The following is a 13577-nucleotide window of genomic DNA, read 5'->3' as shown; positions in this document are numbered from 1 at the left end:
CAGGATCTCCCTAGGGAGGCAGTTCGCATGCCACCGCTGGCAGACACAGACCCAGGCGTCTCCGCACCGCAGGGCAAACCGCTCGAAGTTCTCTGGCACGCGCTGGACCTCGCCGAGGTCGCGACACGGCTCGACAGTCCGGCAGACGGGCTCGACAGCGCAGAGGCGGCGGCACGGCTGGCGCGTTTCGGCCCCAACCGCCTGACCCCGCCGACGCGGCGGCCGGCCTGGATGCGGTTCGTCGCGCAGTTCCACAACCTGCTGATCTATGTGTTGCTGGCATCGGGAACGGTGGCGCTGCTGCTGCGGCACTGGACGGATGCCGGGGTGATATTCGGCGTCGTGCTGGTCAATGCGCTGATCGGCTACATCCAGGAGGACAAGGCCGAACAGGCGCTGGAAGCCATCCGCACCCTGCTGTCGCCCCAGGCGGTGGTGCTGCGCGATGGCCATGCTGTGACGCTGGCGGCGGAAACGCTGGTGCCGGGGGACCGCGTGTTCCTGGTGTCCGGCGACCGGGTGCCTGCCGACCTGCGGCTCGACCGTGCCAAGGGCCTGCTGGTGCAGGAGGCGGCGCTGACTGGCGAATCCGTGCCTTCATCCAAATCTGCCGCCGCGGTCGCCGCCGATGCGGCCCTGGGCGACCGCGGCGGCATGGCCTATGCCGGCACGATGGTGGTGCAGGGGCAGGGCACCGGCATCGTGGTGGCGACCGGCGACGCGACGGAGGTCGGGCGCATCGGCCATCTTCTGGCCTCGGTCACGACGGTGGCGACGCCGCTGCTGGTGTCGATGGCGCGGTTCGGCCGCTGGCTGACCGGCGGCATCCTGCTGCTGGCGCTGGTCACCGTCCTGTTCGGCATGCTGGTGTATGGCGAGCCGTGGCAGGACATGGTGCTGACCGCGGTCGGGCTGGCGGTGGCGGCAATCCCGGAAGGTCTGCCGGCGGTGATGACCATCACCATGGCGGTGGGCGTGACCCGCATGGCCCGGCGCAATGCCATCATCCGCCATTTGCCGGCGGTCGAGATGCTGGGGAGCGTCCGCACCATCTGCACCGACAAGACCGGCACGCTGACCCGCAACGAACTGCTGGTGACCAGCATCGTCACTGCCGACGCCAGCTACCGCGCCGGCGGCAGCGGCTATGCGCCGGAGGGGGAGATCGGCCGCAGCCTGGATGGAGACTGGCGGCTGGTCGATCCGGCCGGCGAGCCGCTGCTGCTGGATCTGGCGCGTGCCGCCTTGCTTTGCAACGACGCTGCCCTTTACCGCGACCCCGGCGGCGCGTGGCAGTTGGCCGGCGATCCGACCGACGGCGCGCTGCTGGCGCTGGCGATGAAGGCGGGGCTGGACCCGGCCGGCGAGGCGACGCGCTTCCCGCGCCGCGACGCCTTGCCCTTCGAATCCGAACGCCAGTACATGGCGACCCTGCATCACGACCATGCCGGCCATGGCATCCTGGTGGTGAAGGGGGCGCCGGAGCGGGTGCTGGCGCTGTGCGAGCGGGAGCGGCGCGGCGCCGGCACGGCGCCATTGGACCGGCCGCGCTGGACCGCCGCGACCGCCGAACTGGCCGGGCAAGGCCAGCGTGTCCTGGCTCTGGCGATGCGCCGCACATCGGTGGAGCTGTCGGAACTGATCGCCGAGGATTTGGGAGAGGAGGGGCTGGAGCTGCTCGGACTCTGCGGGCTGATCGATCCGCCGAGGGAAGAGGCGCTGGTCGCGGTTGCGGCCTGCCGGCAGGCCGGCATCACGGTGAAGATGATCACCGGCGACCATGCCGCGACCGCCGCCGCCATCGGCCGACGCTTCGGCCTGCCGGACGGCGTCATCGGCGGGCCGGAGCTGGACCGGCTGGACGAGGCCGGCTTCGCCGCGGCGGCTGAGGCCAACAGCGTCTTCGCCCGCACCACCCCGGAACACAAGCTGCGCCTGATCGCAGCACTCCAGGCGGCGGGCGACACGGTCGCCATGACCGGCGACGGCGTCAACGACGCCCCGGCGCTGAAGCGCGCCGACATCGGCGTCGCCATGGGCCGCAACGGCACCGAGGCTGCGAAGGAGGTGGCGGCGATGGTGCTGGCCGACGACAATTTCGCCTCCATCGTCCATGCGGTGGAGGAGGGGCGCACCGTCTACGACAACCTGCGCAAGACCATCCTGTTCATGCTGCCGACCAACGGAGCGCAGGCGGTGGTGATCCTCCTGGCGGTGCTGTCGGGCAGCATCCTGCCGATCACGCCGGTGCAGATCCTGTGGGTCAACCTGGTGACCGCGGTGACGCTGGGACTGGCGCTGGCCTTCGAGGCGCCGGAACCGGGCGTGATGGCCCGCCCGCCGCGCCCGCGCGACGAGCCGATCCTGACCGGCCGGCTGGTGCGGCGGATGCTGGTGGTGCTGGCCCTGCTTGTGGCCTCCAGCTTCGGCTTCTTTCACTTCCACCGCTTGCAGGGCGACGGCATCGAGGAGGCGCGGACCATCGCCGTCAACGCCCTGGTGGTGGGCGAGATCTTCTTTCTGCTCAGCGCCCGCGACCTGCATGGCCGGGCCGGGCTGCCGTCCGCGCTGGCCGGCAGCCGGCCGGTCTGGCTGTCCATCGCGGTGATGACCCTGCTTCAGCTGGCCTTCACCTACGCGCCGCCCTTGCAGGCCCTGTTCGGCACGGCTCCGGTCGGCGCCACCGCCTGGGCGGCGATGGTCGCCGTCGGTGCTGCGCTGTTCATGCTGATGGAGCTGGAAAAACGGCTGACCGCCGCTCCTATTCGTCCTTAGCCTCGAAGCGATAGCGGAAGTCGCAATGGTCGGCCCCCTGCATGATGGTCTGCGTGCGCTCCATCTTGATGCGCGGGTCGTATCCGGTGCAGAAGGCGGCGTCGCGGTTGCAGGACAGCAGGTGCCCGATCGACCCCAGCCCCATCTCCCGGTACATCTCGGCGTAACGGCAGCGGGTGACGTTGTAGTCGAAATGGGTGTCGTCCTGCCGCTTCACGTCCAGCCGCAGCGCGTCGTCCTTGGTCCACAATGGCTGGAGATCGGCAAAGCTCTTCAGGCTGGTGCCCTCCGGCTCGGTCGCGGCGAAGGATTTGGCGGCGGCTAGGGCCGCCTTGGTGATCGCCGCGCCGAGGATCTCCTGCGCGGTGGCTTCGCCCAGCCGGGCGGCCATCTCCTCATAGACCGGCTTCAGGATTTCCGCCTCGATGCGGCGGCGTTCGAGGATGCCCATGGTCTGGGTCATGACTGGCTTCCTTCCATCAGGTGGCGTCAATCGGCTTTTAATGGGCTTTCAATGGGCGTGGCCGCCGAGATAGGCCTCGGCGATGCGCGGGTCGTCCCGCAGCTGGTCGGCCGGGCCGGACAGCACGATCCGTCCGTCCTCTAGAACCGCAGCATGGTCGGCGATGCGCAGGGCGGCGCGGGCGTTCTGTTCGACCAGCAGGATTGATACCCCTTCGGCCCGGATGCGGCCGATCAGGTCGAAGATCTGGGCGACGATCTTCGGCGCCAGCCCCAGCGACGGCTCGTCGAGCAGGAGCAGGCTCGGCCGGCGCATCAGGGCGCGGGCGATGCACAGCATCTGCTGCTCGCCGCCGGACAGCGATCCGGCATTCTGGCGCAGGCGCTCGCTCAGGATCGGGAACATCGCCAGCACGCGGTCCAACTCGCCCAGCCCGACATCGCCGCCGCCCAGCACCAGATTCTCGCGGACATTCATGTTGGAGAAGATCTGCCGCCCTTCCGGCGCCTGCGACAGGCCGAGCTGGACGATTCGGTGGGCCGGCATGTTGGCAATCGGCTGGCCGCGGAAGGTGATGGTCCCCTGTTTCGCCCGGTAGATGCCGGACACCGTGCGCATCAGCGTGGTCTTGCCGACGCCGTTGGAGCCGAGCACGGCGACGATGGCGCCCTGCGGCACATCCAGGCGGACACCGTGCAGGATCTCCTGCGGCCCCATGGCGACATGCAGGTCCGCGATGGAAAGCAGCGGCGCGGTCATTCATCCACCCCAAGATAGGCTTCGAGGACGGCGGCATCGGTGCGGATGGCGTCCGGCGTGCCGTCGGCGATCTTGCGGCCGGAGGCCAGCACCAGGATGCGCTGGCAGATGCCCATGACCAGGGTCATGTCGTGTTCGACCAGCATGATGGTCAGGCCCTGCCCGTGCAGCCGCTTGATGAAGGCGGCCAGATCGCGCGTTTCGGTGTCGTTCAGTCCGGCCGCCGGCTCGTCCAGGATCAGGAAGCGCGGCCGCATGGCGAGCGCGCGGGCGATCTCCAGATATTTGCGCTGGCCGTAGGGCAGGTTGGCCGCTAGTTCCGCCGCCACATGGGTCAGGCCGACCGCCTCCAGCGCTTCCCAGGTGCGGCGGCTGATCTCGGCGGAGCGGTCCCGGCCGCGCCGGTGGAGCGCGCCGAACAGCGCGCCGAACGCCCCCTGCGGCAGCGCGCCGACGGCACCCACCGACACGTTGTCGAAGACCGACATGTTGGGGAAGACGCGCAAATTCTGGAAGGTGCGGCTGATGCCCAGCCGCGCCACGTGATTGGGTTTCAGCCCGCTGATGGTCCTGCCGGCGAAGGCGACGGTGCCGCCGGACAGCGGGGTGAAGCCGGAAATCAGGTTGAAAAGCGTGGTCTTGCCGGCCCCGTTCGGTCCGATCAGCCCGACCAGTTCGCCCTCGTCCACATGGGCGGTGACGTCGCCGACCGCCTGCACGCCGCCGAAGCGGCGGCTGACGTTGCGGATTTCAAGTAGATGGGTCATCGCCAGCCGATCCCTTCGCCTTTTCCTGTGTTCCGCCACGCGGCACCCAACTGCCGACGAACGAGACGCAGGGCGGAGACCTCGCCCAGCAGGCCCTTCGGCAGCAGCAGGATGGAGAGGAACATCACCAGACCGACCATGATGTTGCGGAAATCGCCCAAGGCCCGCAGCCCCTCCGGCAGCAGGATCAGCAGCAGCGCGCCGATGATTGCCCCCGGCAGGCTGCCCAGGCCGCCGACCACCACCATCGCCAGGATCAGGATGGATTCGGAGAATTTGAAATCGCCCGGCGAGATGTAGCCGGTCATGTGCGCCCACAGGCTGCCCGCCACCCCGGCGAAGAAGGCCGACAGGGTGAAGGCCTCCATCTTCAGCCGCACGGTGCTGACGCCCATGGCGTCGGCGCATTGGTCGTCCTCGCGGATCGAGCGCAGGGCGTTGCCGTAATAGGAGTGGCTGAGCCGGCCGATGGCGACGACCGACAGCGTCACCACCGCCGCCACCGTGTAGTAGGCGGCGAGGCGGCCGGACAGGCTGAAGCCGAACAGCTCGAACCCCTTGGAGACGATGATGCCGTTGGGCCCCTTGGTGAAGTCCACCCAGTTCAGCATCACCAGATACAGCATCTGTCCGATGGCGAGCGTCGCCACGGCGAAATAGATGCTGACCAGCCGCATGGTCGGCAGCGCCACCAGGAAGGCGACCAACGCCGCCATCAGACCGGACAGCGGCAGCGTGACGGTGAAGCCCAGCCCAAGCTTTGAGGTCAGCAGGGCCGCGGTGTAGGCGCCGACGCCATAGAAGGCGGCATGCCCCAGATGCAGCAGGCCCGCCACCCCCGTCACCAGATGCATGGACGCCGAGAGCAGGACGAAGATGAGCGCCAGATTGGCGATCTGGTAGAAATAGCCCTTGTCGAAGCCGGCCAGCAGCGCCGGAAGCGCTGCGAAGACCAGCAACAGGATCAGCGCCGGGACCAGCAGCCCCCGGCGCCGGGTCAGGCCATCGGTTGGCACGACAGACTCAGACGCGTTCACGGCGCGCTCCGAACAAACCGTTGGGGAAGAAGATCAGGGTCAGGATCAGGAAGCCGTAGGCCACCATGTCCGACCAGCCCGACGAGACGAAGGTCGTCGCCATGCTTTCGGAAATGCCGAGGATCAGCGCGCAGATCACGGCTCCGGGGATGGAGGACAGGCCGCCCATCACCATGGCGACGAAGGCCTTGATGCCCGGCGTGAAGCCCATGGCGGGGAAGACAGCGCCGTAATAGAGCCCCATCAGGATGCCGGCCGCTGCCCCCATCATCGACCCGACGACGAAGGTGGTGATGATGGTGCGGTCGGTGTCGATGCCCACATATTTGGCGCCGAGCGGGTTGTTCGACACCGCGCGGATCGCCAGCCCGACGCGGGTGCGCGTCAGCAGATATTGCAGGCCGATCAGCATTGCGGCGGCGACGCCGAAGATGATGAAGTCGCCGGTCACCAGGATCACCGGGCCGACGCGCACCGGCGTGTTGATCAGGTAGTCGAAGGGGACGGAACGCATCTGCGATCCGAAGACGATCTCCAGCGCCTCGCGCACCACGATGGACACCGCCAGCGAGGAGAGCAGGGTCGATTCCCGCATCGCCCGCGATTTCAGCGACGCCTCGTCGGTGAAGCGGCGGAACGGCTTGAAGGCGATCCGCTCCAGCGAGAAGCCCGCAAGCGCCCCGATTGCCAGCGCGCCCAGGATCACCGCCACGATGGGCGGCGCCGTGGCCGAGATCAGCACGAGCCCGGCGAAGGCGCCCAGCGTGTAGATCTCGCCATGGGCGAAGTTGACGACGTTCAGCACGCCGAAGATCAGCGTGAAGCCGATTGCCATCAGCGCGTAGGTCATGCCCAGCGACAGGCCGATGGCGAGCTGCTGGAGATAATAGGGATCGAACATGCGGGCTCTGTCGCTGCGAAAAGGGGCGCCGGGAAAGGAGCGCTGGGGATCGTTTGCCGGGGGTTAGAGACTGTGTGGTACTTATTGAAGCACCACACAGTCTCTAAGTCTTTGGTTTTTCGTGTGATTCACGTTCCAAGCGATTCCGCTTGAAACGATCACACTCTAGTCGGCGACCGGAACGAAGGCGCCGCCCTTGACCTCGACCTTCACCAGCTCCTTCTCGGCCTCGCGGTCGGCGCTGAAGCTGGTCTTGCCGGTGACGCCGGGGAAGTCCTTGGTCTGGGCCAGCGCGTCGCGCACCTTCTCGCGGGTCGGGTTGGGCGAAGCCTTCTCCACCGCCGCCAGCATGATGCGGACCGCGTCATAGGCCTGGGCCGGGAACTGGCCGGGCACAGCACCGTCGGAGCGCTTCTTCCACTCGTCGACGAAATGCTGGACGTTCGGCGACGGGTCGGTCGGCAGGAAGTTGGAGGTCAGATGCACGCCCTCCGCCGCGCCGCCGGCCAGCTCGATCAGCTTCGGGCTGTAGGCCGCCGAGGTCGAATAGACCGGCGTCTTGATGCCCAGCTGCTGCAGCTGCTTCAGGAACTGCGCGCCGTCCTCGTAGAAGAAGCCGGTGTAGATCGCGTCGGGCTTCGCCCGCTCAAGCTTGCTGATCAGCGACCGGTAGTCCTTCAGGCCGCGGTTGAAGAATTCCGAGAAGGCGACGGTGCCGCCGTTGGCCTTGACCGCGTCGGAAAAGCCGCTGACCACCGACTGGCCCCAGTCGGTCTGCTCCGCGATCACCGCGACGTTCTTGAATCCCTTGGCCGCCATCCATTTGGCGTTGTAGGGGCCTTCCTGCGCCTGGGTGGCGATGTTGCGGAACTGGTACTTGGAAACCTTGGTGTAGTCGGGGTGCGAGGCCGTCTGCGACAGCTGCGGCATGCCGGCCTCCTTGTAGACCTGTGCCGCCGCCATCGACACGCCGGAGGTGAAGTCGCCCAGGACGCCGACGATCTCCTTGTCGTCCACGAACTTGCGGGCGATGTTGGTGCCCTCCTTGGCGTCGGAGCGGCTGTCCTCGAAGACGATCTCGACCTTGAACGGCTTGCCGGCGGCGTTGAACTCGGTCAGCGCGATCTCGGCGGCCTTGCGGAAATCCTGGCCGTACTGCGCGGTGTCGCCGGTCAGCGGCAACTGATAGCCGAGCTTGACCGTGTCGGCGGCGAAGGCCGAACCGGCGATCCCGGCGGCGGCGAGAGTCGTCAGCGTGAGGAGGCGGAACTTCATGGCGATGTCACCCTCTTATTGTCTGTCTTTGCAGGCTTTGCGGCGATGCGCGTCTATTCGGCGGCTTTGGCGCCGGGCAGGACCTTCAGCCGGCAACAGCCCTCGTCGCCCGGTTTCCAGGTTTGGCCCTTGAAGACGAACCCGGCGGACTCGAACAGACCGCCGTCGATGGCGCCGGCCATCTTGCAGAGCAGTTCCAGGTCGGTGTCGGAGCGGCCCTGCGCCTGCCAGGCTTCCTTCAAGGGGCAGCGGTGGAAATGGATTTCCAACGCCTCGCCGTCGCACCGCTTGATCTCCGGCGCGAACATGCTGTCGCGGTTGGGGATGCCGTCGAGGAAGGCATGGCACAGGCCGGTCAGGTCGTCGGGACCGTGGCCCGCAAACTTCACGCCCATCGCCTCGCCGAGGCGGCGGGTCGATTCCTGTCCGACCTCCAGCGCCGTTTCGGTGCCGAAACGCTCGCGCAGCACATCGAACATGTGGGCATAGGACGCCGCGCGCATCGCGTAGGCATTGCGCAGAAGGGTGGGATAGTCGGGGCTGTCGGACATGCTGGCAGTCTCCTCGATCAGACTTCGCGGGCGTCGTTCCAGCGGTATTGCAGGATCTTCAACGGCCCGATGCGTTGCAGCAGGGCATTGAAGGGCAGGGGCGTCGGTGCGGTGAAGGGCAGGGCGAGGTCCTTCGGGTCCTGGCCGATGGCGGCACGGGCCAATTCCCGCCCCAGCGAGACCGACAGCGCCACGCCGCGCCCGTTGCAGCCGGCCCAGGCGAAGCCGTTCGGCTCCAGCCGGTGGACACGGGGGAAGTAATCGGGGGTCATGGCGATGCGGCCATTCCACACATGGTCGAAGCCGACGCCGTTCAGCGCCGGGAACATCCCGGCCAGACGGGCGCCGACGATGCGCTTCAACCGCTCCGCCCCATTCACCGGGTTCAGCAGCGCGCCGCCGGTCACCAGCCGGTTGTCGGCGGTGTAGCGCATGAAACGCAGATCGCCATGGGTGTCCGACATCGCCTGCCGGCCCGGCAGGACGGTTTTGCGGACGTTGTCGCCCAGGGGGGCGGTCGACATCTGCCAGGACAGGACCGGCACGACCTCCGTCCGGATTTCCGGGAAGATGGAGGCGGTATAGCCGTTGGTGCCCAGCACCAGGGAATCGGCGGTCACCATGCCCTGCGGGGTGCGGGCGACCCAGGAGTCGCCGCGGCGCTGCACCGACAAGGCGGGGGAGTTGACGTAGACCGCCGCCCCGGCTGCGACCACCTTGGCGGCGAGCCCGCGCACCAGCGCCAGCGGGTTGATGTGCCCGCCGGTCCGGTTCATCCAGCCGCCGAAATAGGCGTCCGTTCCGAGAATGGCGGAGACGGCGGCGCGGTCGAGCAGTTCGACATCGGCGCCGAACTTGCCCCATTGCGTTGCCCGGCGCTCGGCGATCTTGATGCGGCCCGGCGAATGGACCGGCTGAACCCAGCCGGTCTGTTCCGCAGCGCAGTCGATGCCGAGGCGGCGCACCAGATCGAACAGGGTGGAGGCGCTGTCGCGGATCAGCCCGACCAAGCGCTCCCCGCTTTCCCAACCGAAGCGGTCGATGAGGTCGGCGGGGTCGGGACGGGTCAGCGTCGGAATGACCTGCCCGTTGTTGCGGCCGGAGGCACCCCGTCCCAGTTCGGAGGCCTCCAGCACCACCACGCGGCGCCCGGCTTCGGCCGCATGCAGACCGGCGGAAAGCCCGGTGAAGCCGCCGCCGATCACCAGCACGTCGGCCTGCACGCTGTCCTGCAACGCCGGCAGGGCGGGTGGCGGCGGGGCGGTGGCTTCCCACAACGAGTCCGGACGCTGCCAGATGCCGCCCCGGCCTGGAATGTCCTGCGCTTGGCCTGCCGCCTGATGTGCCCCTTGGTTCGTCACGTCGCGCCCGTCCCTGTTCGGCTGAAATCCGCTACGCCCTTATCCCCTTTTGGAGTTAGGGCCATCCGTTTCCCGCCGAACTATGGGACAATGGACACACGTACGCAATTCCCAAGATTTTTCCGCAGAAATTTTTTCATGTCATGCGCCCGGATCGGGAAATCTGGACGCATGTACATGATCTGTATCATTTCGGCAGGACGGTTTCCGCCAGCCGCACCCAATAGCTGGCGCCGATGGGCAGCACCGCATCGTTGAAATCATAATGCGGGCTGTGCAGGTTGCGGCCCTGGTCCGACGGCCCGGCACCAACCCAGACGTAGCAGCCGGGACGCTTTTGCAGCATGAAGGAGAAATCCTCCGCCCCCATGCTGGGCATCGGATCGAGGTCGAGCGCCTCTTCTCCGACCACGCGTGCCGCTGCCCGTCGGGCCAGTTCCGTTTCCGCGGCGCTGTTGGTGGTGGGCGGATAGCGCCGCTCGTAGCGCAGGCTGGCCTCGACTCCGAATCCGGCGGCGATGGCGGTCGCCACCTCGCCCATGCGGCGCTGAACCAGATCCTGAACCTCCGGCCGGAAGGTCCGGACGGTGCCGCGGAGAACGGCGGTGCCGGGCAGGACATTCCACGTATCGCCGGCGTGGAACTGCGTGACGCTGACGACGGCCGAATCGATGGGATGGACGCTGCGGCTGGCGATGGTCTGGAGGGCGGAGACGATCTGGCTGCCGACCATGATCGTGTCGGTCCCCATATGCGGCATGCCGGCATGGGTGCCCTTGCCGGTCAGGGTCAGCTCGAAGATGTCGTAGGCGGCCATCAGCGGGCCGGGGCGCAGCGCGATGCGGCCGACCTCGAGCCCCGGCCAATTGTGCATGCCGAAGACCTTCTCGACGGGGAAGCGGTCGAACAGCCCTTCCTCCACCATCACCCGGCCGCCGCCCTCATTCTCTTCCGCCGGCTGGAAGATGAAGACGATGGTACCCCGGAACAGGTCGGTATGTTCGGTCAGGTAGCGGGCCGCACCCAGCAGCATGGCGGTGTGCCCGTCATGACCGCAGGCATGCATCCGCCCGGGATTGCGCGAGCTGTGCGGAAGGTTGGTTTCCTCGTGAATGTGCAGCGCGTCCATGTCGGCGCGGAAGCCGACCATCGGCCCCTCGCCATTGCGCAGGATCCCGACCAGGCCGGTCTTGGCGAGGCCGCGGTGAACCTCCAGCCCGAAGGAGGCGAGCTTTTCCGCCACGAAGTCGCTGGTCCGCTGCTCCTCGAAGGCGGTTTCCGGATGGGCGTGTAGATCGCGCCGCCAATCCGTCATGTCCGCGGTCAACCCGTCGAGCCCCGTCACCATCCCATCCATCGTCTTGTCCTTATGTTCCAGCAAATCTCTGGGGCAATCCTGCCGAAATTATACCGGATCCGAAACGGCCTATTTCGCCGGTGGGCACACACGTCATCGCATGGCACGGGCGGGGTGTCCGGTTGCGGGGGACCGGAGAAGCATCGCTGTTCTAAACATCTCTAGTGACGTTTAAAACATCATGATGTATGTTTCAGATAGCGACTTGCATGTATCAGCGGGGTATGCGTGATGATCACGGCATCGCAGCTGCGCGCCGCCCGGGCGCTGCTTGGAATCGATCAGAAGACGCTGGCCGAACTGGCCGGCCTCTCCGTTCCGACCATCCAGCGTATGGAAGCCAGCGACGGAAACGTGCGCGGCGTGGTGGAGAGCCTGACCAAGGTGGTGGAGGCGCTCGACCTCGCCGGAATCGAGCTGATCGGCGACAACGCGCAGAGCGTCACCGGCGGCCGCGGTGTCCGTCTGAAGACACCGGCACCCAGGTCCTGAAACCCTGACGCCCACACCATCGACCGCGCGACGGCGACCGCCGACCTGATGCCGACGATCCCGCCGCCTTATTCCAGAAGGCCGCCGGACAGATGACAGCACCGATTTCCCATCAACCGAGCTTTGCCGAACTGTTCACGCCAAAGCTCGTCACCATCCTGCGCGAGGGTTACGGGCTCGCAAACCTCCGCGCCGACGCCATCGCCGGACTGACGGTGGCCATCGTGGCGCTGCCGCTGTCGATGGCGATTGCCATCGCCTCGGGTGCCTCCCCGGCACAAGGGCTCTACACCGCGATCTTCGGCGGCTTCGTCGTTTCCGCCCTAGGCGGCAGCCGGTTCCAGATCGGCGGGCCTGCCGGCGCCTTCATCGTGCTGGTCGCCGCCACGGTGCAGGCGCATGGCATGGACGGGCTGATCCTCGCCACCCTGCTGTCCGGCCTGATGCTGGCGGCCATCGGCCTTCTGCAACTGGGCACCTACATCAAATTCATGCCCTACCCGGTGACGGTCGGCTTCACCGCCGGCATCGCCGTCATCATCTTCGCCAGCCAGATCAAGGATCTTCTCGGCCTGACCCTGAGCGGGCCGGAGCCGGGGCCGCTCCTTGAAAAGCTGCCGGTGCTGTGGTCGGGCCTGCCGACGGCCGATCCGGCGTCGGTCGCGCTGGCGCTGGCGTCCATCGGCATCATCGTCGGGTTGAAGGCGGTGCGGCCCCATTGGCCGGGGATGTTGATCGCGGTCGCCGGCAGCGCCGTGGTGACCGCCGCCCTCGGCCTCGACGTGGCGACCATCGGCACCAAGTTCGGCGGCATTCCGTCGGGCCTGCCGATGCCGGCACTGCCGGCAATCACGCTCGACAAGGTTCAGGCGGTTTTGCCGAGTGCCATCTCCTTCGCGCTGCTCGGTTCCATCGAATCGCTGCTTTCGGCCGTGGTGGCCGACGGCATGACCGGACGCCGCCACCGGTCCAACTGCGAACTGGTCGGGCAGGGCGTCGCCAACATCGCGTCGGGCCTGTTCGGCGGCATCTGTGTCACCGGCACCATCGCCCGCACGGCGACCAACGTGCGCGCCGGCGCCCATGGGCCGGTCGCCGGCATGCTGCACGCCGTTTTCCTGCTGGTCTTCATCCTGGTCGCGGCACCGCTCGCCAGCTTCATTCCGCTCGCCAGCCTTGCCGGCGTCCTTGCCGTCGTGTCCTGGAACATGGTGGAGAAGCCGGCCATCGTCGCCCTCCTGCGCGCCTCGCGCGGCGATGCCGCGGTGCTGCTGACCACCTTCCTGCTGACGATCTTCACCGGCCTGACCGAAGCCATCGTCATCGGCTTCGCGCTCGGCTCGGTGCTCTTTATCCACCGCATGTCGACGATCACCGCCATCGAGAGCCAGACGCCCTTCGTTGCCGAGGACAGCGCCGACGGCGCCCTGGTCGCCCGCAAGCCCTACGATCAGGGCGCCGCCGATCCCGAGGTGGTGATCTACCGGATCTCGGGCGTGTTCTTCTTCGGGGCGGCGGCGTCCATCGGGTCGGTGCTCGACCGCATCGCCGACACCCACCGGGTTCTGATCGTCGATTTCAGCGCCGTGCCGTTTCTCGATTCGACCGCGGCCAACACCATCGAGGGGCTGGCGCACAAGGCGGCGCGGCGCGGTGTGAAGCTGATCCTGACCGGGACCAGCCACACATCGCGGCAGGCTCTGTTCAGTCACGGGCTGAAACCGCCCCTGGTCAGCTATGAGCGGACCATCGACGTAGCCCTGCACAAGCTGCGGCGGGACGAGGCGGCGTCGAATGCTGGGGATGGAGCCGTGCCGCAGGACGCCGTGTAGCGGCGCC

Annotated in this window: 12 protein-coding genes; 3 read left to right on the top strand and 9 right to left on the bottom strand. The window is 67.5% G+C overall.

Translation table 11 applies throughout. The features are described 5' to 3' along the window. Positions 1 to 27: 27 nt before the first annotated feature. Complete coding sequence (locus TSH64_RS21680) at positions 28 to 2775, top strand: HAD-IC family P-type ATPase (RefSeq protein ID WP_109448158.1); 2748 nt, start codon at positions 28 to 30, stop codon at positions 2773 to 2775. Here the strand turns inward: TSH64_RS21680 and TSH64_RS21675 are convergent. The 9 genes from TSH64_RS21675 to TSH64_RS21635 all read right to left on the bottom strand — a co-directional run bounded on the left by TSH64_RS21675 (position 2762) and on the right by TSH64_RS21635 (position 11246). Then, the gene (locus TSH64_RS21675; protein WP_109050967.1) at positions 2762 to 3238 is read right to left on the bottom strand and encodes an L-2-amino-thiazoline-4-carboxylic acid hydrolase; all 477 of its coding nucleotides are present in this window, start codon (positions 3236 to 3238) and stop codon (positions 2762 to 2764) included. The genes TSH64_RS21680 and TSH64_RS21675 overlap by 14 nt on opposite strands. Positions 3239 to 3286: 48 nt before the next feature. Next, on the bottom strand, positions 3287 to 3997 hold the full coding sequence (locus tag TSH64_RS21670; protein WP_109448156.1) for an ABC transporter ATP-binding protein: 711 nt from the start codon (positions 3995 to 3997) through the stop codon (positions 3287 to 3289). After that, a complete protein-coding gene (locus TSH64_RS21665; RefSeq protein ID WP_109448154.1) occupies positions 3994 to 4764 on the bottom strand; it encodes an ABC transporter ATP-binding protein in 771 nt (256 codons plus the stop codon). The genes TSH64_RS21670 and TSH64_RS21665 overlap by 4 nt, the downstream gene beginning before the upstream one ends. After that, positions 4761 to 5780 (bottom strand): branched-chain amino acid ABC transporter permease, encoded by a 1020-nt coding sequence (locus TSH64_RS21660; RefSeq protein ID WP_247873079.1) that lies wholly within the window; start codon positions 5778 to 5780, stop codon positions 4761 to 4763. The genes TSH64_RS21665 and TSH64_RS21660 overlap by 4 nt, the downstream gene beginning before the upstream one ends. Before the next feature lie 7 nt (positions 5781 to 5787). Continuing rightward, complete coding sequence (locus tag TSH64_RS21655; RefSeq protein WP_109448152.1) at positions 5788 to 6702, bottom strand: branched-chain amino acid ABC transporter permease; 915 nt, start codon at positions 6700 to 6702, stop codon at positions 5788 to 5790. Between the two features lie 165 nt (positions 6703 to 6867). After that, complete coding sequence (locus tag TSH64_RS21650; RefSeq protein ID WP_109448150.1) at positions 6868 to 7977, bottom strand: ABC transporter substrate-binding protein; 1110 nt, start codon at positions 7975 to 7977, stop codon at positions 6868 to 6870. Between the two features lie 53 nt (positions 7978 to 8030). Then, positions 8031 to 8528, bottom strand: coding sequence for an L-2-amino-thiazoline-4-carboxylic acid hydrolase (locus tag TSH64_RS21645; protein ID WP_109448148.1), 498 nt, complete (start codon positions 8526 to 8528; stop codon positions 8031 to 8033). Positions 8529 to 8545: 17 nt separating this feature from the next. Further along, entirely contained in the window at positions 8546 to 9889 is a 1344-nt protein-coding gene (locus TSH64_RS21640; RefSeq protein ID WP_247873078.1) for an FAD-binding oxidoreductase, read from the bottom strand. 187 nt (positions 9890 to 10076) lie between these two features. After that, the gene (locus tag TSH64_RS21635) at positions 10077 to 11246 is read right to left on the bottom strand and encodes a M20 aminoacylase family protein (RefSeq protein WP_109452909.1); all 1170 of its coding nucleotides are present in this window, start codon (positions 11244 to 11246) and stop codon (positions 10077 to 10079) included. A 231-nt stretch (positions 11247 to 11477) separates the two neighbouring features. Here TSH64_RS21635 and TSH64_RS21630 point away from each other — a divergent pair, with 231 nt between their 5' ends. Further along, positions 11478 to 11738, top strand: coding sequence for a helix-turn-helix domain-containing protein (locus tag TSH64_RS21630; RefSeq protein ID WP_109448146.1), 261 nt, complete (start codon positions 11478 to 11480; stop codon positions 11736 to 11738). Between the two features lie 92 nt (positions 11739 to 11830). Continuing rightward, a complete protein-coding gene (locus TSH64_RS21625) occupies positions 11831 to 13570 on the top strand; it encodes a SulP family inorganic anion transporter (protein ID WP_109448144.1) in 1740 nt (579 codons plus the stop codon). Positions 13571 to 13577: the final 7 nt, after the last annotated feature.

The sequence above is a fragment of the Azospirillum sp. TSH64 genome (assembly GCF_003116035.1).
In the GTDB taxonomy this organism is placed as follows: Bacteria; Pseudomonadota; Alphaproteobacteria; order Azospirillales; family Azospirillaceae; genus Azospirillum.
The sequence above is the reverse complement of the archived record's forward strand: the minus strand, read 5'-3'. Positions and strand labels throughout refer to the sequence as shown.

Coding starts and splice junctions, on each gene's coding strand:
- TSH64_RS21680 (WP_109448158.1), top strand. CDS start 28: ATGCCACCGCTGGCAGACACAGACCCAGGCGTCTCCGCACCGCAGGGC.
- TSH64_RS21675 (WP_109050967.1), bottom strand. CDS start 3,238: ATGACCCAGACCATGGGCATCCTCGAACGCCGCCGCATCGAGGCGGAA.
- TSH64_RS21670 (WP_109448156.1), bottom strand. CDS start 3,997: ATGACCGCGCCGCTGCTTTCCATCGCGGACCTGCATGTCGCCATGGGG.
- TSH64_RS21665 (WP_109448154.1), bottom strand. CDS start 4,764: ATGACCCATCTACTTGAAATCCGCAACGTCAGCCGCCGCTTCGGCGGC.
- TSH64_RS21655 (WP_109448152.1), bottom strand. CDS start 6,702: ATGTTCGATCCCTATTATCTCCAGCAGCTCGCCATCGGCCTGTCGCTG.
- TSH64_RS21650 (WP_109448150.1), bottom strand. CDS start 7,977: ATGAAGTTCCGCCTCCTCACGCTGACGACTCTCGCCGCCGCCGGGATC.
- TSH64_RS21645 (WP_109448148.1), bottom strand. CDS start 8,528: ATGTCCGACAGCCCCGACTATCCCACCCTTCTGCGCAATGCCTACGCG.
- TSH64_RS21635 (WP_109452909.1), bottom strand. CDS start 11,246: ATGGATGGGATGGTGACGGGGCTCGACGGGTTGACCGCGGACATGACG.
- TSH64_RS21630 (WP_109448146.1), top strand. CDS start 11,478: ATGATCACGGCATCGCAGCTGCGCGCCGCCCGGGCGCTGCTTGGAATC.
- TSH64_RS21625 (WP_109448144.1), top strand. CDS start 11,831: ATGACAGCACCGATTTCCCATCAACCGAGCTTTGCCGAACTGTTCACG.